Origin of the sequence: Psychrobacter sp. NPDC078501 (assembly GCF_044900935.1) — a bacterium.
Classification (GTDB): Bacteria; Pseudomonadota; Gammaproteobacteria; order Pseudomonadales; family Moraxellaceae; genus Psychrobacter.
In genome coordinates this window covers 25,766-51,426 of the sequence record NZ_JBJDOS010000006.1, presented here as the reverse complement: position 1 = coordinate 51,426, position 25,661 = coordinate 25,766, and the positions used below count along the sequence as shown (strand labels likewise).

Sequence of the window (25,661 nt, the reverse complement as noted above, 5' to 3'; positions counted from 1 at the left end):
AAATACAAAAATTGATTAAAAATAAAAGGGGCAAAAAAAGCCACTGGGTAAACAATGGCTTATAAATGATGGTGATGCTAAAACGTGATAGTAAGCAATCAGCTTACTAATGAGGCAAGAATAAAACGGTGTAATGGTAGTTTAACGCATAGCTATATGTAATCAATAACTTTATTTTAGTCTGGATTAGAATGACAAGTGTTTTATTCTTTGTCTGTCGATACAAGAGTAGGACTGGGCTCTTCTTTGATTAAAATCTTCGCCAAAAACAAACCAAGCTCAAACAACAACCACATCGGAATCGCTAGCATGAGCATCGATACGCCATCTGGCGGCGTGACAACGGCAGCCACAGCAAAACAACCCACAATGATATAACGACGTTTTTCTTCTAAGCTCTGAATGGAGACAATACCTGCCAATATCAATAGCAAAGTGACAACTGGAATCTCAAACGTTAAGCCGAATACCATAAATAGTTTTAAGGCAAAACTAAGATAGCTGTCGATATCCGTCATGGGTAGTACGTTTTGCGGGGCAAACATAATGAAGAACTTTAAGACCCCTTTGAGCACAATAAAGTAAGAAAAAGCCACGCCAGCATAAAACAAAAATATAGAGGATAGCAGCACTGGAATAGCAATTTTCTTTTCTTTTTTATACAGACCGGGCGCTACAAATGACCAAATTTGATAAAGAATGTAGGGCATCGCCAAAAACGCAGCTACGAATACGGTCAAACGTATCGGTGCCATAAAGTTTGACGTGATATCGGTGGCAATCATGGTCGAATTGGCAGGTAACTGCGCAACCAACGGGTCAGACAACAAGTTGTATAGCTCGCGCGAATAACCGACCAAACCTAAAAATATTATCAGTACTGCCACACATATTTTGATCAAATGCCGACGCAGCTCAATCAAATGCTCGGTAATAGGCATATCGGCCAAAGGGCTTAAAACATCCTCTGATTTTTGATCTTGAGTGGTATTGGTTTTTGTTTCAGTATCTTGATCAATAACGTCTTGGTCAGTAATGGCAGAAACAGCGATTTTCTCTTGACGACTTTTTTTGCGTTTGAGTAGTTGCATCAGTCAGTCTCCTGCTTATGGTCAGAAGTCTGCATGTTGGCAGGACTGTTGAGTAGGGCATCCGCTTTATAATTTGGCACATATGGTGGCATTGGGAGCCGACGTGCTTTGTCATAAGCGCCAAGTCGAAACCACATGTTTTCCCAAGGTCGGGTAGTGATGGTCTGAACAACTGGTGCTGCTTTGGCGTTTTCACTCACATTTGCATCATCTACATTTGGATCATTTATATTGTCACCGCTGTGACCGCGCTTCGATAATTGACCGTTTTCTAATGTATCTGGCTGCTCGTCAGTGGTATAAGCATAGTCGAACGCTTTTGGCGTGCCTGATTGCTGCTTTTGTGTGCGGTTATTTTCATCAGCTTCGTCACCCTTGCTGTTTTCAGCATTCGTAGATGCTTCAGAAGCAGGACTATGTGAGCTTTCAAAAGCTTTCATATTGCCGCGCATCTCAGCCATCTCACGCCTCATTTCGGCTTCAGTCTGGCGAATTTTGGCAAGTTCTTTCTGCATTTGCTGGCGTGTCTCAGCCAAGTCAAGCTCAGCCTCTATTTCAGACTGCAATGTTGAGACTGTACGGCGAATTTTGGCATACCATTGCCCAGCCGTGCGCGCTGCCTGTGGCAGTTTTTCTGGGCCCAGTACGATTAGGGCGATAACGCCAAAGAGAAGTAGTTCAGAAAACCCGATATCAAACATAATGGTCCGATGTCACTGTTTAGATGCTATACGTTATGCTTATCATCAACCTTGGTGGTTGAGCGCTCTTCAGTGTGTGCCGTTGCATCGTGGTCAAGAACCGCGTGTTTTTTGGCATGCTCTGTATTTTCATCTTTAACAGCTTCTTTAAAGCCTTTGACAGCACCGCCCAAATCTTTACCAGCATTTCTGAGTTTTGAGGTGCCAAACACGACAACGACAACGACCAATAGTATCAGCCAATGTGTAATAGAAAAACTACCCATAATGGTATCCTTGTGACTTGGTTTTGTGACTTGGTTTTCAGTCTTTATATGCCTGCTTTTAGTTTGCAAAAAGGTCTATCTAGCAAACAAAAAGCATCGACATATAATGCGAGATAAAACAGAGCTATATTATAACCTGCACTTATTACAAATAGGTGAAAGCAACAATAATCCAATAAAATAGACGTTTATTTTTTATTTAGGCTTATCTAGCGGCTTTTTCATCGATACCGGATAACCCAAAACGTCTGCCTAGCTCGTTTAACACAGCATCCGACTCTATATCAAACCATGCTAGCCCAACCAAGGTATGGAACCAGACATCGGCGACTTCATAGATCAGCTCATGACGCGCTTCATCGTAGCTTGCTTTGTCTGTACTCTCATCGCAGTTAGCAAAATCTTTGGCAGCGATGATACTCTCTGTGCTCTCTTCACCAACTTTTTCTAATATCTTATTTAATCCTTTAGCATATAGACTGGCCACATAAGAGCTGTCGGCATCGGCTTGTTTGCGCTCTGCTAATACGCTATCAAGCTGCTGCAATACAGAGGCTTTATCGACTTGTGCTTGAGCAGTATCAGATTGTGTTTGGATAGTATCAGAGTCAGTATTCGCGCCAGTGTTTTCCGTTTCATGAGTGTCGTTAGTAGATTTATGAGAATGATAAATATCTGCAGGGTCTTTTAATACTTTATCGACGGTTTGCCATTCAGGCGTTTGGCCTGATAAATCTAGACGCTGATAAAAGCACGACTCACGTCCCGTATGGCAAGCAATGCCGCCAGCCTGAGTGACACTAAGCACAATCACATCTGCATCACAGTCTAGACGAATATCATGCACAGTTTGCGTATGACCTGATGACTCACCTTTATGCCATAGTTTGGCACGCGAGCGCGAAAAATAAACCGCTGTTTGTGTTTGTGCAGTGAGCTGTAATGCTTCTGCATTCATCCATGCCATCATCAAAATACGACCTGTTTGATGATCTTGAGCAATTGCAGGAATCAAACCATCATCATTAAAAGTTACGGCAGTCAGCCAAGCAGGTAAAGTCATAATGTATTTGTCGTCTTATAGGTAGAAAGTGGAAAAGAGTGATAAGCAATTATACTACTTATGATTAAAGCGGGGAGATTATCTGAAATGCTCTGCAATATACTAACAGCTAGCAATATGATGTCAGCTAAATGCGCTATAGAGTGCAACTATGCTAAATGACAGCATACTATTTATGACAAGCGATTCTACAGTCTAAATAAATGCGGATACAGCGCTTCTTTGATCGTGTTATCAAGCTTGGTCACTTTATTGAGGTTAAAGTCGTAACCTCTAAAATGCTGGCGCGCTTTTGCTACTATCTCGCCCGTGTGCATCCGTGTGACTTTTAGGATTATATTACCGCCATTATCATATATTGGCTCAACACCAACTTCAAATAACAACTCTTCTCGTACGCGGATACGGCTCACAATATCTAGCTGCAATTTATCAATAATCAAGCCTTGATGGTCTGCGTTGATTTCTTTGACACCCTTAGCGTATAGAAACCTTAGCCGTGCTTCGGACAATAGCGCTGTCAGAGATTCGACCGTCATATGCTGTCCTGCGTCGGCTTCCGTATGACGTACACGCATCACTGTCTCAAAAACAAACAAGTCGTCGTCGAATACTAACTCTTGTTTTGACACACTATCTCCTAGAGTGATGGCCAAAGATTATTCTACTTATCGTGCTGTAGGTTGGCAGCATTGTTATCGTTATAGCTATACATTACAGCCTAAATATTTATAGTAAATAAGTGGGTTTTAATAGGGTTTATATGAAGATATAGCTCAGTCTCTACTTAAGCACAGCTTAGGCTGACATTCAATCTATTTGAATAAAAATCAGCCGTTTTATTAAGGCTTTTAAGAGAGCTGCTATCGCTTATTTGATGCTGATTACTTGTCTATATTGTCTACTAAAACCTCGCCAAAACTTTACTTGGCAAAACAAGGCACTATCTGCTAAAATAGCGCCTCCCACCTCGAGGCAAATAGAGGTTTAGTGGTTATTTATATAACGATTATTCAGTATGACTATTTGACGACCAGGTTCTAAAACAGAAAAAGAGGCAAATCATCATGAAAGTTAAGATGAAAACCAGAAGCGGCGCAGCTAAACGCTTCAAAAAAACAGCGAATGGCTTCAAGCGTAAGCAAGCATTCAAAAGCCATATTTTGACCAAGAAATCAGCTAAGCGTATTCGCCAATTGCGTGGTCTTAAGTTGGTGCACAAGTCTGACGAAGCAGCAGTTCGTCGTATGTGCCCATACATTTAATAGCCTACCGTCATCTATCTTTGATTGAAAATATTTGACTTTGCAATCTGACAATGATGTTTGTTATTTAACGGCATCATCACTCGCTTAACAGTGATTAAAAAATCTTGGAGTAAATTATGGCCCGTGTAAAACGTGGTGTACAGGCAAATCGCCGTCACAAAAAAATCTTAAAGCGCGCAAAAGGCTACTACGGTGCCCGTTCACGTGTTTACCGCGTAGCGGTACAGGCAGTGACCAAAGCTGGTCAATATGCTTATCGTGACCGTCGCAACAAGAAACGTACTTTCCGTCGTCTTTGGATCGCACGTATCAATGCTGGTGCACGCTTAAACGGCTTAAGCTATAGCCGCTTCATCAATGGCATGAAAAAAGCAAACATCGCAATCGATCGTCGCGTTCTAGCAGACATCGCTATGCATGATGCAGCGACTTTCACAGCATTGGTCGAAAAAGCAAAAGCGGAATTGGCCTAAATATTAACCATCCTTTGGGTATGATGCTTTTAAATAATTATTTATGAGCAATTGTCTAAATGGATAGGACTAATATTGATTAATAGTATGATATTAATAAAAGCTACCGCTGGTCGGTGGCTTTTTTTATATTAAATTATTTTAAGAGTGCTCTATATTGAACTTTGTCGAGCAAAAATACGCTTATCATCGTCTAAATATTCAAGCCATTCTTATAACCAGCCTTTATATTAATCTTTTATATAAACATAACTGGATAAATGGTTTGCAATATTTGGTCAAATCCCTACAATTAATAGTCCGTTCAAATCAGGAATAATGCGTCTTATGACTAACCCTGCTGCCACCAACGACTTGTCGGCGCTACCGACTTTGTCTTCAGAGCTCAATGAGCTTAACGAAGCTCAGCTTACCGAATTTGCGAGTGCTGCTGAAGCTCTAATCCTACAAGTAACTGATGCGCGTACACTGCAAGATTTGCGTGTGCAATTGACTGGTAAAAAGAGTCCGTTAACGGGCTGGTCAAAGCAGATGGGCAAGCTCGATGCTGATGATAAAAAAACCTATGGCGGCTGGTTGCATCAAGTGCGTAGTCGCATTCAGCAAGCACTGACAGACCAACAGCAGCAACTAGAAGTCGCAGCGCTCAATGCCAAGCTAGAAAGCGAAAGCATTGATATTACTTTGCCTGCTCGCGGTGGTCAAAAAGGTCATCTGCATCCAGTAACCATGATTACTCAGCGTATGCAGCAGTATTTTATTCAAGCGGGTTTCAATGTCGCAACCGGTCCTGAAGTCGAGAGCGACTACTATAATTTTGAAGCGTTAAATATCCCGTCGCACCATCCTGCGCGCGCGATGCATGATACCTTTTATTTTGATGCGCATTATCTATTGCGTACGCATACCAGTCCTGTCCAGATTCGTACCATGGAAAAAAATGAGCCGCCGATTCGCATCATTTGCCCAGGCCGTGTTTATCGTAACGACTCAGACCAGACTCATTCGCCGATGTTCCATCAGCTAGAAGGCCTTATGGTCACCGAGTCGAGCACTTTTGCTGAGCTAAAAGGTTTAATCAGTGAGTTTCTAGAAGCGTTTTTTGCCAAAGAGCTGACCGTACGTTTCCGTCCGTCATTTTTCCCGTTCACTGAGCCTTCAGCAGAAGTGGATATCTTAGATGACAATGGCAAGTGGCTTGAAGTGATGGGCTGCGGCATGGTGCATCCACAAGTATTGACCAATTGCGGTATTGATAGCGATAAATACACTGGCTTTGCTTTTGGTATGGGTATCGAGCGCTTTGCGATGCTGTATTACGGTATTGATGACTTGCGCTTGTTTTTCCAAAATGACGTGCGCTTCTTAAAGCAATTTGGCTAGAGTTTTCTTTATACCTATATAGTTAGTTCAAGATAATTTAGATCCAAGGAAAGTGAGTGAAAGTGCTACAAATCGTAGACTGAGCGAGCCTGACGCTGTATCTAATTTATATAAGATCGACTATAGCAAGCGAATTCGCCAAGCTTTACTCCAACATCTTTATTATAAAATTCTGATCCGAGATATTTATGAAAATTAGCGAACAGTGGCTACGTCAGTGGGTAAATCCTACAAATACTAGCGAACAGTTAGCCGAACAGTTGACTATGGCAGGTCTTGAGATTGATGATCGCTATGCGGTTGCCCGTACTTTTAGCGGTGTGGTTGTCGGTGAAGTCATCAGCGTTGAGCAGCATCCTGATGCAGATAAATTACGTGTTACTCAGGTAAATATCGGTGACGCTGAGCCATTACAAATTGTCTGCGGTGCTCCTAATGTGACCGTCGGTATGAAAGCACCGGTTGCTACCGTTGGTGCGGTATTGCCAAGCGATGATAAGAAAGGGTTTAAAATCAAAAAGAGTAAGCTACGCGGTGTGGCCTCAAACGGTATGCTATGTGGCGCTTCTGAAATTGATTTAGTCGATGATATAGATGGCTTGCTTGAGCTGCCTGAAGATGCACCAGTTGGTACCGATATTCGTGAATATCTAGGTTTAGATAATCAAGTATTGGATATCTCAATCACCCCAAACCGTGGTGACTGCTTTAGCGTACGTGGTATCGCTCGTGAAATATCTGTCATCAACGACTTACCTGTACAAATGCCAGAAATCTCGGCCAATACCGCTGGCACTGCCGCAACACCAGCTGTGACAGTCGAGGCAAAGGAAGCGTGCCCTCGCTATCTGTTGCAGTCGATTCGCAATATTGACCGTAGCGTCGATACTCCGAAATGGATGCAAGATGCGCTAGTACAGTCAGGGCTACGTTCACACAATTTCTTGGTAGATGTGACCAACTATGTATTGATGGAATTGGGTCAACCGTTACATGCGTTTGACGCAGACACGATCGAAGGTGATATCGTTGTACGTTTGGCACAGCCTGATGAAACCATTACTTTGCTAAATGAGCAAACCGTTACCTTGACGGGTGATGAGCTGGTGATTGCTGATGATAAAGGTGCCTTGGCACTGGCTGGTATTATGGGTGGTCAGCGTAGCAGTGTCACTGATAGCACTACCAATATCTTTGTAGAAAGTGCTTTCTTTAATCAGCTAGCTATCGCTGCGCGCGCACGCCGTTTTGGGCTACATACGGACGCATCACAGCGTTTTGAGCGTGGCGTCGACTTTGAATTGCCAGCATTAGCGTTGGCACGAGCTTGTGATTTAATCACTAGTATTACTGGCGGGGAAGCAGGACAAATAGTCACGGCCGAAAACCTTGAGCATTTGCCAGCACGCGCGCCAATTACATTGCCAATCGCGAAAGTTCGTGATGTCATTGGGATTGATATTGAGCCATCTGAGATGGTACGTATCTTGACCCAACTGGGTTTTGACGTAGAGCAGCAGAGCGATGTACTGGTTTGCAAGCCGCCATCTTATCGTTTTGATATGAGTATTAAAGAAGACTTAATCGAAGAAATTGCTCGTATCTATGGCTATGACAATATTCCAAGCGTCCTGCCACATTTGCAAGTAAGTATGGATTATGATGATACTGCAGATTTGACGCATGAGATGAAGCTCGCATTGGTCGACAACGGCTATATGGAAGCGATCAGCTTTAGCTTTAGTGATGCAAAACTAGAAGCATTGCTTGACGACGAAGCGCTAGGGGAAGTGTTGGCACTGGCAAACCCTATCTCTAGTGATTTGGCCGTTATGCGTCGTACTTTGCTATCGAGCTTACTGCCTTGCGTGCAGTATAACTTGAATCGTCAACAGCCACGTGTACGTTTCTTTGAGACGGGTCTTAGCTTTGTTGGACAAAGTATTAGTGACTTAGTACAAACGCCAAGTATTGCTTTAGTCGCAGTTGGTGATATATGGAGCGAGCAAGCTTATCAAAACCGTGCCTTAGATTTTTATGATTTAAAGCATGATATTGAGCAGCTATTACCAGCACAAATCGATAGTGCACGTATCCGCTACGAGCGTAGTACGCTGAGCTTCCTGCATCCAGGACAAAGCGCTGAGTTATATATCGATGATGTATATGTTGGTTGGTTGGGCCAGTTGCACCCAAACACTGCTAAGCAATTAGATCTGCCGACTACATGGGTCGCTCAATTGTCACTGGCACCGCTATTGACGATTGCACGTGAGCAGCATGCTATCACGACACCAAGCAAGTTCCCGCAAGTACGCCGCGATATTGCTATCTTGGTAGACAGTGACATCAGTTTGCAGACACTAGAGACAACGGTGCGAACTGCGGCAGGTGATTTGTTGACTGATCTTTGGTTATTTGATGTTTATCAAGGTGACAAAGTACCAGCAGGTCAGCGCTCACTAGCGTTTGCACTGATATGGCAAGACAGTACGCAAACGTTGTCTGACGAAGCCGTCAAGACTGCCACAGATAAAGTGGTACAAGCGCTAACTGACCAGCATTCTGTACAGCTGCGCGACAGTTAACATTTAGTAAGTATTATACCCAATGCTCTGTAGTCTTTTTACCATGAGGCTACGGAGCATTGCTATTCATAGAATAAGTTAAGTGGTTATTAATAAAGGATTTTAATGAAGACTTTGTTAAAAAACGGTCAAAAAACCTTTATAATAGCTAGCCTTAACCCTCATACCGCTAAACCATGATATTCGACATCACGACATAGCATAGGAGTCGTACTGTGAGCACCTTAACCAAATCTGACATGATTGAGCATTTGATGAGTCACCTAAACCTAACACGCCAAGAAGGCCGCTGTCTGGTGGAGAACTTTTTTGATGAGCTGTCAGAGAGTTTGATTGATGGCAAAGAGGTCAAGCTTTCAGGCTTTGGCAACTTTGAGCTTAAAGATAAAAACAGCCGTCCAGGCCGTAACCCGAAAACAGGGGAGCCTGTTGCAGTATCCGCGCGCCGTGTGGTTACTTTCAAAACAGGGCAGAAATTTCGTCAGAAGGTTGACGAGCGTTTGTTTGATAGCTAATACCTAGTTTGGCACTGCGCTGAACGATAGTGTGTCTGTTTTATCGTGAGTTGATAAGAATGCTAGTGCGTATTTGCACTTAGCTATTTTTGCGTACATCTATGTATTTCGATATTGCAGCACGCATCGTATATTAGGGTTATCTATAAAGTAAAATCCTACTAAGATCATAAATGATAGACATAAAAAAAGAGAGCATAGGCTCTCTTTTTTTTACTACAGTTTATCTATTGTATGAACAATAAATTACTGAGCTTCTTCAACTACTACTTCGTCAGAAGCTTCAACAGCAGCAGTATCAGTTTCGCTAGCTACGTCTACGCTAGTGGTGTCGCCGTCTACAGGAACTTCAGCGTCCATTTCGTCAGTAGCAGTTGCTTCTTGAGCATCAGCGATGTCAGCTTCAGCGCCAGCAACAGCAGCGTCAGCATCAGCAGTCATTTCGCCTTCAGCAGCAGCTTCGTTTAGCTCTTCAGAAGCGTCTTGCACTTCTTCTTGCGCGTCAGATAAATCTTCAGCAGCGTTTTCTTTGCTGCTATCACAGGCAGTAAGGCCCATAGTTGCAGTCATGATACCAGCTAGAGCAAGTAATTTAAGTTTCATATGGTTTTCTCCGGAAAAATGAAATGAGCAGTAGCAGCAACAAAGGTCGAAATCCGAGATTTTTCAGAATTCAACTAGTCTTAGTCACAGCTACTCAGCTTCCACGCATTCTATAGGTTTTCTAAGTAAATAGAAATAGCCTGTACAATTAAGTAACAATAAAATTTAAAATAATATTTTACTTTGTCTATCCGATATACTTTTTAATACAAGAAGCCAAATTAATCGACGTATAATCAAAGACATGAGAAGGGTGGAGAGCTTTTCTGGTTCCTGTTTCTTATCTGAAATAGTCGATATTAGCCCCGTTTTTATGGGTAAGAATTGAATTAAATAGTCTGATTATCGTCCTATATTACATAAATCCTAGTTAAGTTAGCAATTTTATAGGTTTCTACTTGCTTTTAGGATAGTAGACTAGGTCATAGCGTAAATTGACTGGCTAAATAATATATAACATAAGTAATAATTAATAAAAGTAGTGGCTAATAGAGACAGTGGCTAATGGAAGTAATGAATCAATCTATATTTGAGGAATAGAATTATGAAATGGCAAGGTAGACGAGGTAGCTCGAATGTGCGCTCTAGCACAGGTGGCGGTAAGATGATCGGCGGTGGTATCGGTGGTATTATCATCGCTGGTATCTTGTGGTTGGTATTTGGGGTAAACCCAATGACCGCATTACAGACAGGTCAAGCGGTTACAGGTGGTGGCAGTGAGTCATCTACCGAGCTGGCAACCAGCACAGACCGAGACACGCAATTTGTAAAAGTTGTACTAGCAGATACAGAAGAAGTCTGGCATCAAATCTTTAATGAAGCTGGTAGCACTTATCAAGAGCCGTCATTGATTTTGTTTAATGGTCAGGTCAGCTCAGCATGTGGTAGTGCTAGCTCTGCAACAGGTCCATTTTATTGTCCAGGGGATCAGACTGTCTATTTGGATACGTCATTCTTTGTAGAGATGCGTCAGAATCTTGGTATTTCAGGCGATCAGCAAGGCTCTGGTGGTGAAGAGAACCAAGGCAAGGCTGGCGATTTCGCACAGGCCTACGTGATAGCGCATGAGGTAGGTCATCATGTTCAGACGCTACTGGGCATTAGCCAACAGGTTAATGAAGCTCGTCAGCAAGTGACCCAAGCACAGTCCAATAAGCTATCAGTATTGCAAGAGTTGCAAGCGGATTGTTTTGCTGGTGTATGGGCACAGCGCAATCAAGAGCGTGTACAGTTTTTAGAGGCAGGTGATATTGACGAAGCGGTAAATGCTGCTGGTCAAATCGGTGATGATCGTCTAGCGAAAGCGAGTGGTGGTGCAGTAGTGCCCGATAACTTTACTCACGGCACCAGTCAACAACGTGTCGAATGGTTCACCCGTGGTCTAGAAAGCGGTAATGTACAATCTTGCGATACGTTCAGCGGTGCACTTTAATGGCCATATATATTAATAATCGTGTATTTGACTAACGATGTTTTTTAAGGTTGATGTTTTTTATTATAAGTCTAGTGCATGGACTTATAATAAAAATTAAGACATAAAAAAGCCTGCAACGAATTGCAGGCTTTTTTATCATCTTTTATCTGATATTACTCAATCAATTATCAAGTAACATCAGCGTAGAAGATTTAATTGTTGTCAAGAACATAACCACCAGCACCGCCGATCGCTGCACCAGCCAATGCGCCACGAGCGATATCTTTGCTGTCGCCTTTGCTTTTAATAAGAGCACCAGCTGCTGCGCCAGCAGTAGCACCTTTAGCAGTGTTGCTCATACCACTATAAGAGTTACAACCAGTCATGATTAGTGCTGAGCTAGTAATGGCAGTCATTGCGATCGTTTTAGCAAATTTCATATTATCACCTATTAAGTCATCAAGTTTAAAATACAATACCTTCAAAATACTGTGTCCATGATATTTTCAAGTATATTCCTACTGTCTGTCATAATAGTCGGTTACTAATAATATAGTCGTAGTAAAAACGCTAAACTTTGCAAACGAGATGTAAGCGATGTTGCCGTACTGTATCATCAGAAACGCCTGTGAACGACAGTGCAGATTACGTCCTAATGGGTTTAACTATTAATACTTCGATACTGCTATAAAAAAGACTACCTATAGGTAGTCTTAATATTGAATCAAAGCTGAATATCTCTAGCAAACTAACTAAGAATTAGTTTTGTGATTTACGCTTCATTTGCTCAAAGAATTCATCATTGGTCTTCGCTTCTTTTAAGCGATCCAACAAGAACTCAGTGGCTTGTACGCCATCCATCGGTTGAAGCAGTTTACGTAAAATCCATACTTTACGCAGCTTATCTTCGTCCAATAGACGCTCTTCGCGGCGTGTACCAGATTTTTTGATATTAATCGCAGGGAATACACGTTTTTCAGCCAAGTCACGCTCAAGCGTAATCTCTTGGTTACCCGTTCCCTTAAATTCTTCAAAAATGACGCTATCCATCTTACTACCAGTATCAATCAATGCACTGGCAATAATGGTCAAACTACCACCTTCTTCCACGTTACGCGCAGCACCAAAGAAGCGTTTTGGACGTTCTAGAGCATTGGCATCTAGACCACCCGTCAATACTTTGCCTGATGATGGGATAACCGTATTATAAGCACGTGCTAGACGCGTAATCGAATCAAGTAAAATCACCACGTCTTGCTTATGCTCGACCAAACGTTTGGCCTTTTCGATGACCATTTCAGCGACTTGTACGTGACGCTGTGGCGGCTCATCAAAAGTAGAAGCAACCACTTCACCGCGTACTGTACGTACCATTTCGGTGACTTCTTCTGGACGCTCATCAATCAATAGTACGATCAAATAGCATTCAGGATTATTACGAGTAATTGATTGTGCGATGGTTTGTAGCAACATCGTTTTACCCGCTTTTGGCGGTGCGACGATGATAGAACGCTGACCTTTACCAATCGGAGCGATTAGATCGATGATACGACCAGTCAAATCTTCAGTGGTTCCGTTACCAAGCTCAAGTTTTAAATGCTCAGTTGGGAATAGGGGTGTCAGGTTCTCAAAGATAAGCTTATGACGTGAGCGATCTGGCGTATCAAAGTTGATTTCGCCAACTTTTAATAACGCAAAATAACGCTCAGAATCTTTTGGTGGACGAATAGTACCAGCGATACTGTCACCAGTTTTTAGACTGAAACGGCGAATCTGGCTTGGGCTGACATAAATATCATCAGGACCGGCTAAATATGAGCCTTCTGATGAGCGCAAAAATCCAAAACCATCAGGAAGAACCTCAAGTACGCCGTCACCATAAATGGCTTCACCGTTACGCGCATGGGTTTTTAGAATAGCAAAGATAATGTCCTGTTTACGGCTACGCGCCATATTATCAAGACCCATTTCTTTGGCGATAGCCAATAGCTCAGCGATTGATTTTTTCTTTAATTCAGTAAGATTCATAGATAGGTCATTAGCAATTGATCAGATGAGAGATGCCATTAGCAGCACAAGTCACGACAGTGATTAAAATAACGGTAATATGATGATATGGGTGTGTGCACAGCGCTGTAGTTTATGTAGTTTTGGTTTTATATGTCTGCTTATGTACGCATTGCCATCATTGGATGCAAGGTAATAAGAAATAAGGATAAAAAAGGCTACATAAGAGTCTGCGTCAAAAACTCAATATCAGTAATTGCGTTTAGTCATTTTGTTCAGCAATGGTGTTTATAATGACGATTGTGTTTTTGTTGATAAACACGAGGAGAATAGCGACAAGATACTTAGGAAAACAGTTGGTTTTCTCTTGTCAGCAGACTATACGGTCTTCACAATAGCGTTGTCAATAAATTTTGCCAAAAAAGTCACATTATCGAGTTTTTTGCACAAAAAACAAGCAAAAAAGCCACTATCTTGGTTAGATAATGGCTTTCTCGGTTATTCTATTTTACTCGCTCAAGATAGTCTAGAGCTGGCAAATGTAACTTATAAATGCTTGTCTAATACTTTAGCCAATTCAGCTTTTGGCTGTAGGCCCATTACTGAGTCAACTTTTTCGCCATCTTTGAATACAAATAGCGTTGGGATGTTACGAATACCAAAACGGCTGGCCGCTTGTGGGTTGTTGTCTACGTCTACTTTGACGATTTTAACTTTACCTTGGTACTCAGTCGCTAGATCTTCTAAAATAGGAGCAATGGCTTTACAAGGACCACACCATGGCGCCCAGAAGTCTACTAGTACAGGTACGTCTGATTGTAGAACGTCTTGATCAAAGTCTGTGTCGGTAGTATGTACAATAAGGTCTGACATAATTTTATCTCTCTTGTTTTATTACTTCTATCACCACTCATCAACCTATATATTGGTTTAATAATAAATCAGTTGGTGGTCAAAGAATTGTTTAGAAGGGGTGAAAATGTGCCATTATATTAACATGTTTGCCCTAATTTGACAGATACAGGCTGGTTAAATTGTTTAACAACTAGTATTAGCACAATAAATCGAAACGGTGCAGCACAAGAGTGTCTAATCTGTTATTTAATACGATTATCCTTATCAAAGTATGTATCTCAGTGCGATAGAAGTTTTATGTTTACCTCGTTTATATAGTAGTTATTGATTAGTAGTTATTGATTAGCAACTAGCGATATTAATAAATTTGAAAATCAGTCAAAGTTTTGCCCTTTTATCCAAATAACTGTCGTTTCCAAAATGGCTATCATGTCTAAAAGATTAGCCACCAAAAATCCTTATCTTAAAACCAATTTACATAAGTAGTTAAATTTATGCCTTTTACCGATGAAGAAGTTAATGCCCTCAATACCCAAGAAAGCGCTTATCCGCTTGAATTTTTTAAAAATTTTGCGCAAGAAATTACGGTTTACGAAGACGATGATATTTGGGTGGTTGATAAACCTGCAGGCCTATTAAGCGTCGATGGTAAAACACTCAAAGTCAGTCTGCTTGCTCGTCTTGAGCGTGCCAATCCAGCCGTCAAGTTGATTCACCGCTTAGATATGGACACCTCGGGACTGCTTATTTTTGCAAAAAATGCAGCAGCGCAAACCAATATCAGTAAGCAATTCATCGAACGTTTACCGCAAAAGAAATACCAAGCACGTGTCTTTGGTGAGTGGGAGCAAGTCGGCGCAACTGGTGAGATATCAGTGCCAGTACGCTATGAGCCAAGTACCAAACCGCGCCATATCGTCGATCACGACTGGTCGAAGCATGCACTGACGTTATATGAAGTTGTGGCTCACGAAACCTGTAATGGCGAGGTAGTTACTAGGGTCATGCTAAAGCCAGTCACAGGCCGCAGTCATCAGCTACGCGTACATATGGTGCACGTCGATCATGTGATGATTGGCGATCCGATTTATGCTGAAGGTGCCGCACTAGAGATAGCGCCAAGGCTCAACTTACATGCACAGCAATTGCGTTTAAAGCATCCGGTACTGGGTGCTTGGATGGACTGGGAGAGTCCCTGCCCATTTTAAGAGTGAGATTTTGCCGTGTGCTGTTAATAGATGCGATAAACGGCTCTAAAGCCAGCTATAAAATGCCAGTCATGCAAATACAAGGATGAAAGTATGCTTGATATCACCACGACCAAACAGGTCATTAAAAACCGCCTTAAAGGTAAAAAGTCAAAGACGGATAAGGTAGCCGACTATGAAGTATTGATCATCGGTGCGGGTATCGCAGGTATTGGCATGGCTTGCCGTTTACAGCAACAGCAGCATAAAGGCCTATTCGGTCATAAAGCTCCCAAAAAGAAAAAGCAGGCAAAACCGACTAATAAGCAAAAATCTCCACAGCGCTTTGCTATCTTAGAAAAGCGTGCTGATTTGGGTGGAACATGGGATTTATTTACCTATCCGGGGATTCGCTCTGACTCTGACGCCCTGACCTTTGGTTATAACTTTAAGCCGTGGCTTGATTATAGAATGCTTGCAGCAGGCGATGATATCAAGCGCTATATTGCCGATACGGCAAACGAGTTTGGGGTGACCGAACATATCCACTATCAGCATGAAGTTCAGCAGATATCATGGTCTAGTGAGGATCAACAGTGGTCAGCAACTATTAAAAACCATGCAAGCGGTGAGATGTTTGTTAAGACTGCCAAGTTTATCGTAGGTGCCACTGGTTATTATGATTATGAGCAAGGCTATCGCCCTCATTTTGATGGAGAAGAGAATTTCCACGGTCAAATCATTCATCCACAGCATTGGAATAATCTAGACTATGATGATAAAAAAGTTGTCGTTATTGGTAGTGGTGCCACGGCGATGACGTTGCTACCTGCGCTAGTAGATAAAGACAGTAATCAGTGTGCGCGTCATGTCACGATGCTACAGCGTACGCCGACCTATGTGGCAAGCGTACCGGGCGATGATCATGCTATCGACTGGCTATCAGGCAAGTTTTCTCCTTTATCAAAAGAGCAAGCCTATACGGTACTACGCGCGCGCAATGTGTTGAGACAGCAAGGCCTGTACAAAGTTGCGACTCATGCACCCAAGGTAATGAAGGCAGTCTTAAGAAGTGGGGTGAAAAAAGAGCTGAAAGGTAGCGGCGTTGATAGCAAGTATTTTATGCCTGACTATAATCCATGGGATCAACGAGTATGTGCGGTGCCTGATGGTGATTTATTTAAAGCCTTGCAGGACAAACGCGCAACAGTGGTGACTGATCAAATTAGTCGCTTTACTGCAACAGGGGTTATGCTGCAATCTGGCCAGCATCTCGACGCTGATATCATCGTTACTGCGACTGGCTTAAAGCTACAGATGCTGGGCGGGGCAGCGGTATATATCGACGGTCAATCTGTCGATATTGGCACGCGTATGACCTACAAAGCAGTCATGATAGAAGGCATACCTAATATGGCGGCACTCTTTGGCTATACCAATGCCTCATGGACACTAAAAATCGATTTGGCTTGTCAGTATGTAGTGAGGCTACTGGGGTATATGCATAAAAATCGCTATCAAGTCGCATTACCACAAGCACAGACTGCAGATATGACAGCCTATGCTCAAGCAGATACCGTGATGGGTTCGCTATCGTCTGGTTATGTCAGACGCGGTAAAGACGAGCTACCTAAGCAAGGCGATCGCTATCCTTGGTTCGTGACCAACAACTATCTAAGCGATCGAATTATGCTTAAGTATCGTAAGATAAAAGACGACTGGTTACGGTTTAGTCGTTAGTATCTTGGTAGTTATTGATGATGGTTGTTGATGAAATCGGCCACTTGCTTGCTTAACATCTGCCACAAGGTCTCTTGGGCGCTTTTGCTGCCCCATGCATTGTGCGGACTAAAAATAACACGCGGATGGTCGCTGATACTGAGCAAAGGGTCATTATCAGCGATCGGTTCTTGTTCAAACACATCGCTAGCATAACCGATGATTTGCTCACTATTGATTGCGTCAGTTAATGCCTGGCTATCAACGATGCCGCCACGTGCGACGTTAACGATGAGCGGCTGTTTAACCATTTTCGCCAGAGTATCTTTATTAATAAGATGCTCAGTTTGTTCATTCAATGGACAGTGCAGACTGACTACATCTGCCCGCGCTAGCACTTCATCAAACGCAGTATAGTCGTCGCTGCGTGGTTCACGTCCTTGGTGCTCCGCCCACAGTACGGTCATACCAAAGGCACGAGCGATTTCGGTTACGCGCTTGCCGATGGTGCCAATACCAATAATACCTAACGTCTTATCTTCCAAATCAATCAGCGGAATATCCAGCAGGCAAAAATTACCGTTTGCCAGCCATGTGCCATCAGCGACTTTCTGATGATAATGAATACCAGCACGCATTGCATTTAACATAAGCATAAAGGTATGCTCGGGCACGCTTTTCACCGCATAACCAGCGACATTAAAAAGCGTAACACCGTGCTTATCGCAAGCGGCTTGATCGACGTTATTCATACCAGTAGCAGTCAGTTGGATCAGCTTAAGTTTCGGTAGTTGCTCTATCACCTCAGCGCCAATTTGTACTTTATTAGTGATAATAATGTCAGCATCTTTGCAACGCTCAATGAGGACAGCCGTGTCTTTTGGCGTGTCGTTATAAGTGATGTAATCGCTCACACCCATTGGCGCGGGAAGGTCAATACCTTCAGAAAACGTACCTTTATCTAAAAAAACGGCTTGCATGGCTAGTCCTTACTTATTGTTGTCTTATAGATAATTAGCGAATAAACGGCTATCGCATGAATCCTTATCGGCTTAATGTAGCACGTTGGTATTTTTAGTCAAAAACGAATTAGCCAAATATCGATCGAATAGATATAAGCTACTGATAAAATAGGATAATCTGCATTATTTAACAATCACGTATTCGTCTGACATAGTATCGATAAATAACTTATAAAATCATAGCTATCGTAAGCTGCCTCTTGAAAATTCAACTTAACGCACTCATCTACCCGCTAACGTTATATAATGGTGTGACTGAGCTGCTGGCTCTACTAAGATTACGACATTTATTTCGCGTCTATTGACGATTTATGTTCTTTGTAATCTTACCGCTATCACAATCTACCATTGCTATCTAAATTTCATTATCTGAGTACAAAAGACATCGCCTTATGACTATCTCTATTGCTTCATTGCACAGTACTGAATTCGCCGTTGGTCAACGTTATTTATCTGATACGGAGTCTGAGCTTGGCTTAGGTGTGGTCATCGATGTTGACGACCGATGTGTGCATATTTTATTTCCGCAAAGTGAAGAGACACGCGTCTACGCAAAAAACTCTGCGCCATTATCGCGCGTGGTGTTTAAAGTGGGCGATAGCATCTACGATCAAGATGGCAAAAGCTATACGGTCAATGCCGTTGATGAAGTGATGGGCGTACTTAAATATGGCGTCGATGAGCACGAGCGCGGCATCATGGAAACCCGCCTTGCTGCCAATATTACGTTGGCCAAGCCACTTGAGCGTTTGCTTGCTGGCCGTATTGAGCGCGGTGACTGGTATGAGCTGCGTCAAGATATCCTGCGCATGCAGTCAGCGCTAGCAGGTCATCCATTAAAAGGTCTAATGGGTGCACGTGTCGATATCATCGAGCATCAGCTATATATCGCACATGAAGTTGGCAAGCGTATCGCGCCGCGTGTACTATTGGCTGATGAAGTTGGCCTTGGTAAAACCATCGAAGCGGGCATGATTATTCATCAGCAGTTGCTAACAGGCAAAGCTGAGCGTGTATTGATTTTAGTGCCCGATAGTTTGCAGTATCAATGGATGATTGAGCTGCGTCGTCGCTTTAATCTAAATTTCGCATTGTTTGATCTAGTGCGTACTGCGGCTATTAAAGAACACGATCCTGAACAAAACGTCTTTGCCACTGAGCAATGTATCATCGGTGGTATGGATCTATTGCTCGATCACCCAGACTTATATGACCAAGCGATGGATGCAGGGTTTGATTTATTGGTCGTTGATGAAGCGCATCATCTGCATTGGGATGAAGCACAGGGCGGCAATGATAAGTATGACTTGATTGCGGATTTCGCCGAAGAAACGCCAGGCGTGATGCTATTGACAGCAACGCCGGAGCAGCTTGGTGCGCAGAGTCACTTTGCCCGTCTGCGTTTGCTTGATCCAGATCGCTTTGATGATTTGGATGAGTTTATCGATGGGCAAGAAGCTTTTGCAGAGACAGCAGCAGTTGCTGGTGTCTTGATAGAAGAAAAGCCATTAAATGAAGGTCAAATTGCTGCTTTAAGTAGCTTACTAGACATTAGTATTGAAGAACTATCTTCAATCAATGAAGATGAAAAACTGCGTACACATGCGCTAAACGAGCTATTAGATCGTCATGGTACAGGTCGTATTTTGTTCCGCAATACTCGTGAGAGTGTGAAAGGTTTTTATGGCCGTAGTAGCCAACCATATCCACTGCCATTACCTGAAGCATGGAAAGACAGCTATCAAACCAATGGTAAGTTGCGTGAGCAGCTATGGGGCGAAGAAAACCAACCAGACGGTGGCTGGCTAGAAGATGATCCACGTGTTTCTTGGTTGATTGATATCTTACGCGGTGAGCTTAAGCATCAAAAAGTCCTATTAATCGCTCGTAGTGGTGCGACGGTAGAGAGTTTAGAAGCGGTATTGCGTCTGCATGCAGGTATCAAAACAGCTATCTTTACTGAGCAGATGACTTTGCTTGAGCGTGACCAAGCGGCCGCATTCTTTGCTGATAGTGAAGGCGCGCAGATACTACTATGTTCAGAAATTGGTTCAGAAGGTCGTAACTTCCAGTTTGCAAGCCAATTAATACTATGGGATTTGCCTGCTAACCCAGATACGTTAGAGCAGCGTATCGGCCGTCTAGATCGTATCGGTCAGACGCAGCAAATCATGCTACATGTACCTTATGTACAGGGTACAGCGCAAGAGCGTCTGTATCAGTGGTACAACGATGCGCTGAACATGTTCAATCAGATATCGCCAACCGCACAAAGCGTGCAAGAGCAATATATCCAAGAGCTAAAACCAATGCTTGAGGGTGCTGATACCGCTGAAAATAATGTCATCTTGCAAGACATCATTGACGAGGCGCTACAGACACGTTTGGGACTAGAAGCACAGCTACAAGCTGGTCGTGACCGTCTGCTAGAGTACAACTCATGCCGTCCGCGTGTCGCAGGTCGTATCGCTGATGCTATGCGTGACTTCGATGGTAATAATTTGCTGCCGCACTTTATCGAGCGTTTCTTTGCATCTGCCAATATCGATCACAATATCCAGCGTGATGGCTCGTGGGTTATCGCGCCTATCGATAGCACCGAGATCAGTGACTATATTGATGGTTTGCCACTTGGTGATGAAGACGGTATGACGTTGACCTTTGAGCGTGAGCAAGCGCTCCAACGTGAAGACATCGAATTTATCACTCACGAGCATCCATTGATGCGTGCGATTTATGAGCTAGCGAGCACTAGCACCTTTGGTAATACGACAGTTGCTATGCTAAAAAGTGCCGCTGTTCCGCAAGGTATGGTACTGCTAGAGGTAAACTTCCGTGTTGAAGCAATCGCGCCAAAAGTGCTCAATCTGCCAGCGACTTTGTCTACGCAAAATATCCGTGTCTTTATCAGTGAGCAGGGCAGTGATTTATCGGCTCGTATCAGCGCTGAGATGATTATGCCGCACGTTGAGCGATTAGACAAAAACCGTGCTCGCCAAGTCATTAAAGTACGCGGCGATGTGATTGAGCAGCGTTATTACGAAGCTGAAGATATTGCTCGCCAGCAGATTGCTGAGATTGGTGAGCAAGCCAGTAGCCGCTTTAGTCAGCAGTGGTCACGCGAAATCAAGCGTCTAAAACATCTACAGACGATCAATCCAAACGTACGTCCTGAAGAGATTGAGCGTTTAGAGCAGCTTAAAGCTCAAGGTGAGCAAGCACTTGGTAACTTGTCATTAGTGCCGGATTCTATCCGCGTACTCGTAGCAGTTAAGCCATAAATATCGACGTATTTGTCAAAAACGAGGTGTTATTATACATCTCGTTTTTTTATGGTTGAGATTGCTTGCTTTGCTCTTTAGTTGCGATGTGTCTGGCAAAAACAGACAAGCAATACTTATGAGTAAGCCGACAGTAACTAGTCAAAGCCACCAATATTGGGTAAGATGTTTACCTTTTCTATAGAAAATAAATATTCGGTGATAACATCGCTAACGATGTCTGTATGTTTATTTTAAGGTCTCCTTCGACAGATCTTAACAAGTGATCTCGCATTATTTTACATTCAAATATGATGGCTATATGGCATCAATATCATCAGATGCTGAGCGTTTTTGATAAAAATAAGGAAACATATCGTCATGTCCGATAATCTACAACTGATTGATGAGCTGCTGGCTACTATCGCGCTTATTGAAGTTACCCCTGATGTGTTTGAGGGTAAAAGCCATGACTATGTGGGCAGTCGTATATTTGGTGGGCAAGTGCTCGCTCAAGCGATTATGGCAGCGGCGCATACATTAGATAAAGACAAACCTTGTCACTCACTGCATGGGTATTTTTTGCGTGGTGGCGATATCAACCAACCAGTGATATACCAAGTCCGTCGATTGCGTGATGGTCGTAGCTTGTCTGCACGTGAAGTCACGGCTATTCAGTACAAAGAAGTACGCGGTAAGCCGCCTGTTGAGCAAGTAATATTTTCAATGATTGCTTCGTTTTCACCGATGGAAGATGGGCTTGAGTATCAAGAAGATATGCCTGTCTATCCACCGCCAGAAGACTTGCTGACAGAGCAAGATCTAAAAGAAGAAAATGTCGGAAAAGTGCCAGAAGCGCTAAAAGCAAGATTTATGCGCCGCCGTCATGTCGAGATTAAGCCAGTTAAGCCGCGTAATCCGATTAGCCCAGAACCTATGAAACCCAAGCAAGCAAACTGGCTACGTATTCGTGAATTGGGCAATCAGCCAGTGGCTATTCAGCAAGCACTCTTGGCATTCTCGTCGGACTTTTATTTGGTTGGCACAGGGCTAATGTCACATGGTGTGAGTTTTATGACCAGTGGTCTACAGGCTGCTAGTATCGATCACTCAATGCATTTCCATCGTGATTTTGATTTGAATAAATGGATGCTGTACGACATGTGGAGCGATACCACGTCTAATGCGAAAGGCTTGAATCATGGTCAGTTTTGGCAAGATGGCAAACTGGTCGCTACCGTGCAACAAGAAGGACTCATGCGTTTACGTGTGCCAAAGTCTTAGAGTACTGTAGGCTTAGTTATCTTTATATTATCATCATAAAAAAGCGACTCGTTATTAATAGTGAGTCGCTTTTTTTATTCCAATTTTTATTCTAAGATTTTAACCATCGCGCGAGGCAGTCCTAGGCTGTCTTGCGCTTTTTGTTCGGTTAGCCACTTAAATTCAATTTCAGCCGCTGCTAATTTTTGATTTAGCTCAGTTACCTGCGTCGCGTCAATCGTCAATTTACGCGGGGTCAAATACCAGTGAAAGTGCGTCAGCGAATGCTTGATAGGAGCATCATCGAGCAAGGTATTGCTAACTGATTTTGCCACCAGTTCATTTTTTATGAGCCACTCATTAATGATTTGCTCAGCAGTGGTAAATTCTGCTTCGTATACTTTTTCATTACTACGTACGTCATTTGGCATATTCGATAGTTTGTCATCGTTAGCTAGTGTCTTTTTAACGGTAGCCTTGTTATTAGTTTTACCGTCAACTTTTTCCACGAACTGTAATGGCAAACTCCATAATCCGCCCCAGATACCGTCGTCAGGGCGCTGTAGCCATAGAATGTTGCCATTCGTGTCTGTAATCAATAAGGCATTACTAAACTTACTGGGTTTGGGCTGCTTTTTTGCTTTGACGGGATAGTCAGTTTCGCGTCCTTGCGCATGGGCTAGGCAGTCTTCTTTTAATGGACATAATAGACACGAAGGCTTGCTACGGGTACATAACGTCGCGCCCATATCCATCATAGCTTGCGCAAATAGTCCTGAGTTTTCTGTCGGTGTCAGTCGCTCTGCCAATACCCATAAATCTTTGGTGGTAGCAGATTTAGTGATATCGCCGTCGATAGCGGCCCAACGTGTCAGCACTCGTTTGACGTTACCATCGCAAATGACGCCATAATGATGTAATCCCATCGCCATAATCGCGCCAGCGGTCGATGGCCCAACGCCAGAAATCGCTTCCCATCCTGCTAGTGTCTGCGGAAACTCGCCTGTCTCATCGATTACCTCAACCAACTGCTTAGCTCCTTTATGCAAATTACGCGCGCGCGCATAGTAGCCAAGCCCTGCCCAATGCTCTGCTACGGTATCCCATTCTGCTGCGGCTAAATCCTGCACAGTCGGAAACGATGCCATAAAGCGCGCAAAGTATGGCAGTACGGTAGTCACTTGCGTCTGCTGGAGCATGACTTCAGATAGCCAAACGATATAGGGATTGGGCGTATCAGTTTGGTGCTGCTGCCACGGCAAATCATGGCGACCATTTTCGGCAAACCAATCGAGTAGGCGTGGGGCGAAGGAGTTTAGGGATGTTGGAGAATGGCTAAAATCGGTATCAGAAGGTATAGAGTTGGCAGTTAGCTGGGTCATAGGCTCTTATATTTGATTTTTTGAAGGTAAACAATTATACCTGATATACGTATTTGCTACGACCCAGTTTTGACGTGTTTCTATGAAATAATATAATAAAAATAACTACTTAACGATGTCGAATAGTAGGAGGTTATTGATTATCTGCTTAATGTATTCATCATTATGTATATCGCTGATATAATCATATTTGCCTAAACTAATCTTGATATGCCTTTGCACTTCTTGTTGTTCAATAGTACTACTTGGTAGGTCTAGAAAAGAATTTACAAAATACTTATCAAATGCAATCGAGAAAAGATTTTTGACGGACAAATCATTAAGGATGTCAGACCTAGAATACGGTTGCCTCATATCTAACCTAGTGCCTCTGATAAAATTTGAAAATTTAGTCGGATTTATATGTCTTGTTATGATTTGATTTAGTAAATCTCTATCCATCATATAAACAAATGATAGAAAGACCATTAAAATCTGTTCAATAGTCAATGATTTACTCCGCTCAATATTTTCAAATACTACTAGAGTCTCTATACAGCGGACGATTTGCTCAATATTTCGTAGAGACAGCGTACCAACATCAAGAAATGTTGGAATCTCATAGATAAATTCGTTGTCTTTAAAGTCTTGAGGAATTACCCTGCTAGCTTGAACTGTCGCTTTGAAATAAGTGACGTTATTTTCAATAGACCTGCCTTCAACATCTTTGATGGTCGTTGGCAGGTTAATTTGATATTTAAAAAATTTATATAAATAGCTGTGTGAGTCAGTCTCGCTACCATAGCTATGTTTTATAGTGGCTTTAAGCTGCTCAGCATTGGTAATTAATATAATTTGTACATTATCTACATCAAACACATGCTTGATCGTCTCTAACATCATTACTGCAAAATCTGGACGACAGCGGTCAAGTTCATCAATTAGAAGGATAACTGGATTAATAGCTGCTATATTTTTTAAGGCTTCTCTAAGAGTTGATAAGTTCTTTTCAGCTTCTACTTGATCTTTAATCATTGACTCAAGAGATTGGTCAATAAATGAGTCTGAACCATCTTCTATAGCTTCCATACCCTCTTGAAAGTCGTCAGGAATATCTGCTGCATATTTGCCAAATGCCAAGCTCGCTATTGCCTTGATACCTATACCTGAGACTAAACGCAAATAGGGAATTGCGTTTTTGATAAAGCTTTTTCGCCTATCGTCGTTCTTATCATAGAATCCAGCCACTTCTGCAATCAGCGTTAACAGTGGCTCATTTGCATGGTCAGCTTGAAAGGCATTAACGTAACCAACTTTATAATTATTCGTATTGTTCGCTTCAATCAAATTTTTAAGTTTGAAGCAAAACTCGGTTTTACCTGTACCCCATTTACCGTCGATGATAAGTGGTGAGACATCAATATCTGAGTCCAAGAGTTTAATGATTTTTTCAGCGATAGGCTTACGTGTGAACTCATCTCTGCTAGAAAAAGTTAACTCTTTCATTACGCTGTAATCTGTCATTAAGCACTCTCTATATTTATAATTCTGATATACGATACTGATGTTATACAGATAATACAGACATAAAAAAAGCCCATAAGGGCTTTTATATAGGTAGT

Annotated in this window: 22 protein-coding genes; 10 read left to right on the top strand and 12 right to left on the bottom strand. The window is 42.6% G+C overall.

From position 1 onward, the window contains the following. Positions 1-203 precede the first annotated feature (203 nt). From tatC to ACI2IW_RS10645, 5 genes are all read right to left on the bottom strand, one after another. On the bottom strand, positions 204-1,091 hold the full coding sequence (gene tatC / locus ACI2IW_RS10665; protein ID WP_404693627.1) for a twin-arginine translocase subunit TatC: 888 nt from the start codon (positions 1,089-1,091) through the stop codon (positions 204-206). Then, complete coding sequence (gene tatB / locus ACI2IW_RS10660; protein WP_404693626.1) at positions 1,091-1,792, bottom strand: Sec-independent protein translocase protein TatB; 702 nt, start codon at positions 1,790-1,792, stop codon at positions 1,091-1,093. The genes tatC and tatB overlap by 1 nt, the downstream gene beginning before the upstream one ends. 26 nt (positions 1,793-1,818) lie before the next feature. Further along, on the bottom strand, positions 1,819-2,058 hold the full coding sequence (gene tatA / locus ACI2IW_RS10655; RefSeq protein ID WP_057761945.1) for a Sec-independent protein translocase subunit TatA: 240 nt from the start codon (positions 2,056-2,058) through the stop codon (positions 1,819-1,821). Between the two features lie 205 nt (positions 2,059-2,263). Beyond that, a complete protein-coding gene (gene hisIE, locus ACI2IW_RS10650) occupies positions 2,264-3,121 on the bottom strand; it encodes a bifunctional phosphoribosyl-AMP cyclohydrolase/phosphoribosyl-ATP diphosphatase HisIE (RefSeq protein ID WP_404693625.1) in 858 nt (285 codons plus the stop codon). A gap of 188 nt (positions 3,122-3,309) precedes the next feature. Continuing rightward, positions 3,310-3,753 carry a thioesterase family protein gene (locus ACI2IW_RS10645; RefSeq protein ID WP_102093896.1) on the bottom strand — a complete coding sequence of 148 codons (444 nt, stop codon included), beginning with the start codon at positions 3,751-3,753 and terminating at the stop codon, positions 3,310-3,312. 435 nt (positions 3,754-4,188) lie between these two features. Between ACI2IW_RS10645 and rpmI the strand changes: the two genes are divergently transcribed. From rpmI to ACI2IW_RS10620, 5 genes are all read left to right on the top strand, one after another. Next, on the top strand, positions 4,189-4,386 hold the full coding sequence (gene rpmI, locus ACI2IW_RS10640; protein WP_057761939.1) for a 50S ribosomal protein L35: 198 nt from the start codon (positions 4,189-4,191) through the stop codon (positions 4,384-4,386). Between the two features lie 119 nt (positions 4,387-4,505). Next, entirely contained in the window at positions 4,506-4,862 is a 357-nt protein-coding gene (gene rplT, locus ACI2IW_RS10635; RefSeq protein WP_011281252.1) for a 50S ribosomal protein L20, read from the top strand. 327 nt (positions 4,863-5,189) lie between these two features. Next, positions 5,190-6,245: a phenylalanine--tRNA ligase subunit alpha gene (pheS, locus tag ACI2IW_RS10630; RefSeq protein ID WP_057761938.1), complete on the top strand. Its 1,056-nt coding sequence runs from the start codon at positions 5,190-5,192 to the stop codon at positions 6,243-6,245. A 188-nt stretch (positions 6,246-6,433) separates the two neighbouring features. Beyond that, a complete protein-coding gene (gene pheT / locus ACI2IW_RS10625; RefSeq protein WP_404693624.1) occupies positions 6,434-8,833 on the top strand; it encodes a phenylalanine--tRNA ligase subunit beta in 2,400 nt (799 codons plus the stop codon). A gap of 215 nt (positions 8,834-9,048) precedes the next feature. Continuing rightward, positions 9,049-9,348, top strand: coding sequence for an integration host factor subunit alpha (locus ACI2IW_RS10620; RefSeq protein WP_057761935.1), 300 nt, complete (start codon positions 9,049-9,051; stop codon positions 9,346-9,348). 246 nt (positions 9,349-9,594) lie between these two features. Here the strand turns inward: ACI2IW_RS10620 and ACI2IW_RS10615 are convergent, their stop codons facing one another. Beyond that, the gene (locus ACI2IW_RS10615; RefSeq protein ID WP_165598186.1) at positions 9,595-9,951 is read right to left on the bottom strand and encodes a hypothetical protein; all 357 of its coding nucleotides are present in this window, start codon (positions 9,949-9,951) and stop codon (positions 9,595-9,597) included. A gap of 544 nt (positions 9,952-10,495) precedes the next feature. On the opposite strand from ACI2IW_RS10615, the gene ACI2IW_RS10610 reads away from it, so the two are divergent. Then, complete coding sequence (locus ACI2IW_RS10610; RefSeq protein ID WP_201580081.1) at positions 10,496-11,383, top strand: neutral zinc metallopeptidase; 888 nt, start codon at positions 10,496-10,498, stop codon at positions 11,381-11,383. Positions 11,384-11,577: 194 nt separating this feature from the next. Here ACI2IW_RS10610 and ACI2IW_RS10605 read toward each other — a convergent pair whose 3' ends face one another. The 3 genes from ACI2IW_RS10605 to trxA form a co-directional block, all read right to left on the bottom strand. Further along, positions 11,578-11,805, bottom strand: coding sequence for a hypothetical protein (locus ACI2IW_RS10605; protein WP_057761930.1), 228 nt, complete (start codon positions 11,803-11,805; stop codon positions 11,578-11,580). Between the two features lie 319 nt (positions 11,806-12,124). Continuing rightward, entirely contained in the window at positions 12,125-13,393 is a 1,269-nt protein-coding gene (gene rho / locus ACI2IW_RS10600) for a transcription termination factor Rho (RefSeq protein WP_055125334.1), read from the bottom strand. Between the two features lie 525 nt (positions 13,394-13,918). Beyond that, complete coding sequence (gene trxA, locus ACI2IW_RS10595) at positions 13,919-14,245, bottom strand: thioredoxin (RefSeq protein ID WP_057761928.1); 327 nt, start codon at positions 14,243-14,245, stop codon at positions 13,919-13,921. A gap of 476 nt (positions 14,246-14,721) precedes the next feature. Here trxA and ACI2IW_RS10590 point away from each other — a divergent pair, with 476 nt between their 5' ends. Both ACI2IW_RS10590 and ACI2IW_RS10585 read left to right on the top strand, forming a co-directional pair. Continuing rightward, on the top strand, positions 14,722-15,435 hold the full coding sequence (locus ACI2IW_RS10590; protein ID WP_404693623.1) for an RluA family pseudouridine synthase: 714 nt from the start codon (positions 14,722-14,724) through the stop codon (positions 15,433-15,435). Positions 15,436-15,528: 93 nt separating this feature from the next. After that, positions 15,529-17,154: a flavin-containing monooxygenase gene (locus tag ACI2IW_RS10585; protein ID WP_404693622.1), complete on the top strand. Its 1,626-nt coding sequence runs from the start codon at positions 15,529-15,531 to the stop codon at positions 17,152-17,154. Between the two features lie 11 nt (positions 17,155-17,165). On the opposite strand, the gene ACI2IW_RS10580 is transcribed toward ACI2IW_RS10585, so the two are convergent. Then, positions 17,166-18,113 (bottom strand): NAD(P)-dependent oxidoreductase, encoded by a 948-nt coding sequence (locus tag ACI2IW_RS10580; RefSeq protein WP_404693621.1) that lies wholly within the window; start codon positions 18,111-18,113, stop codon positions 17,166-17,168. A gap of 434 nt (positions 18,114-18,547) precedes the next feature. On the opposite strand from ACI2IW_RS10580, the gene rapA reads away from it, so the two are divergent. Together rapA and ACI2IW_RS10570 are read left to right on the top strand one after the other, a co-directional pair. Beyond that, positions 18,548-21,436: an RNA polymerase-associated protein RapA gene (gene rapA / locus ACI2IW_RS10575; protein ID WP_185156624.1), complete on the top strand. Its 2,889-nt coding sequence runs from the start codon at positions 18,548-18,550 to the stop codon at positions 21,434-21,436. Positions 21,437-21,796: 360 nt separating this feature from the next. Further along, positions 21,797-22,699, top strand: a complete 903-nt coding sequence (locus ACI2IW_RS10570) for an acyl-CoA thioesterase II (protein WP_057761915.1) — start codon at positions 21,797-21,799, stop codon at positions 22,697-22,699. An 86-nt stretch (positions 22,700-22,785) separates the two neighbouring features. Here the strand turns inward: ACI2IW_RS10570 and mutY are convergent, their stop codons facing one another. Both mutY and ACI2IW_RS10560 read right to left on the bottom strand, forming a co-directional pair. Beyond that, positions 22,786-24,060: an A/G-specific adenine glycosylase gene (mutY, locus tag ACI2IW_RS10565; protein WP_404693620.1), complete on the bottom strand. Its 1,275-nt coding sequence runs from the start codon at positions 24,058-24,060 to the stop codon at positions 22,786-22,788. Positions 24,061-24,165: 105 nt separating this feature from the next. Further along, positions 24,166-25,563, bottom strand: coding sequence for a P-loop NTPase fold protein (locus ACI2IW_RS10560; RefSeq protein ID WP_404693619.1), 1,398 nt, complete (start codon positions 25,561-25,563; stop codon positions 24,166-24,168). Between the last annotated feature and the right edge of the window lie 98 nt (positions 25,564-25,661).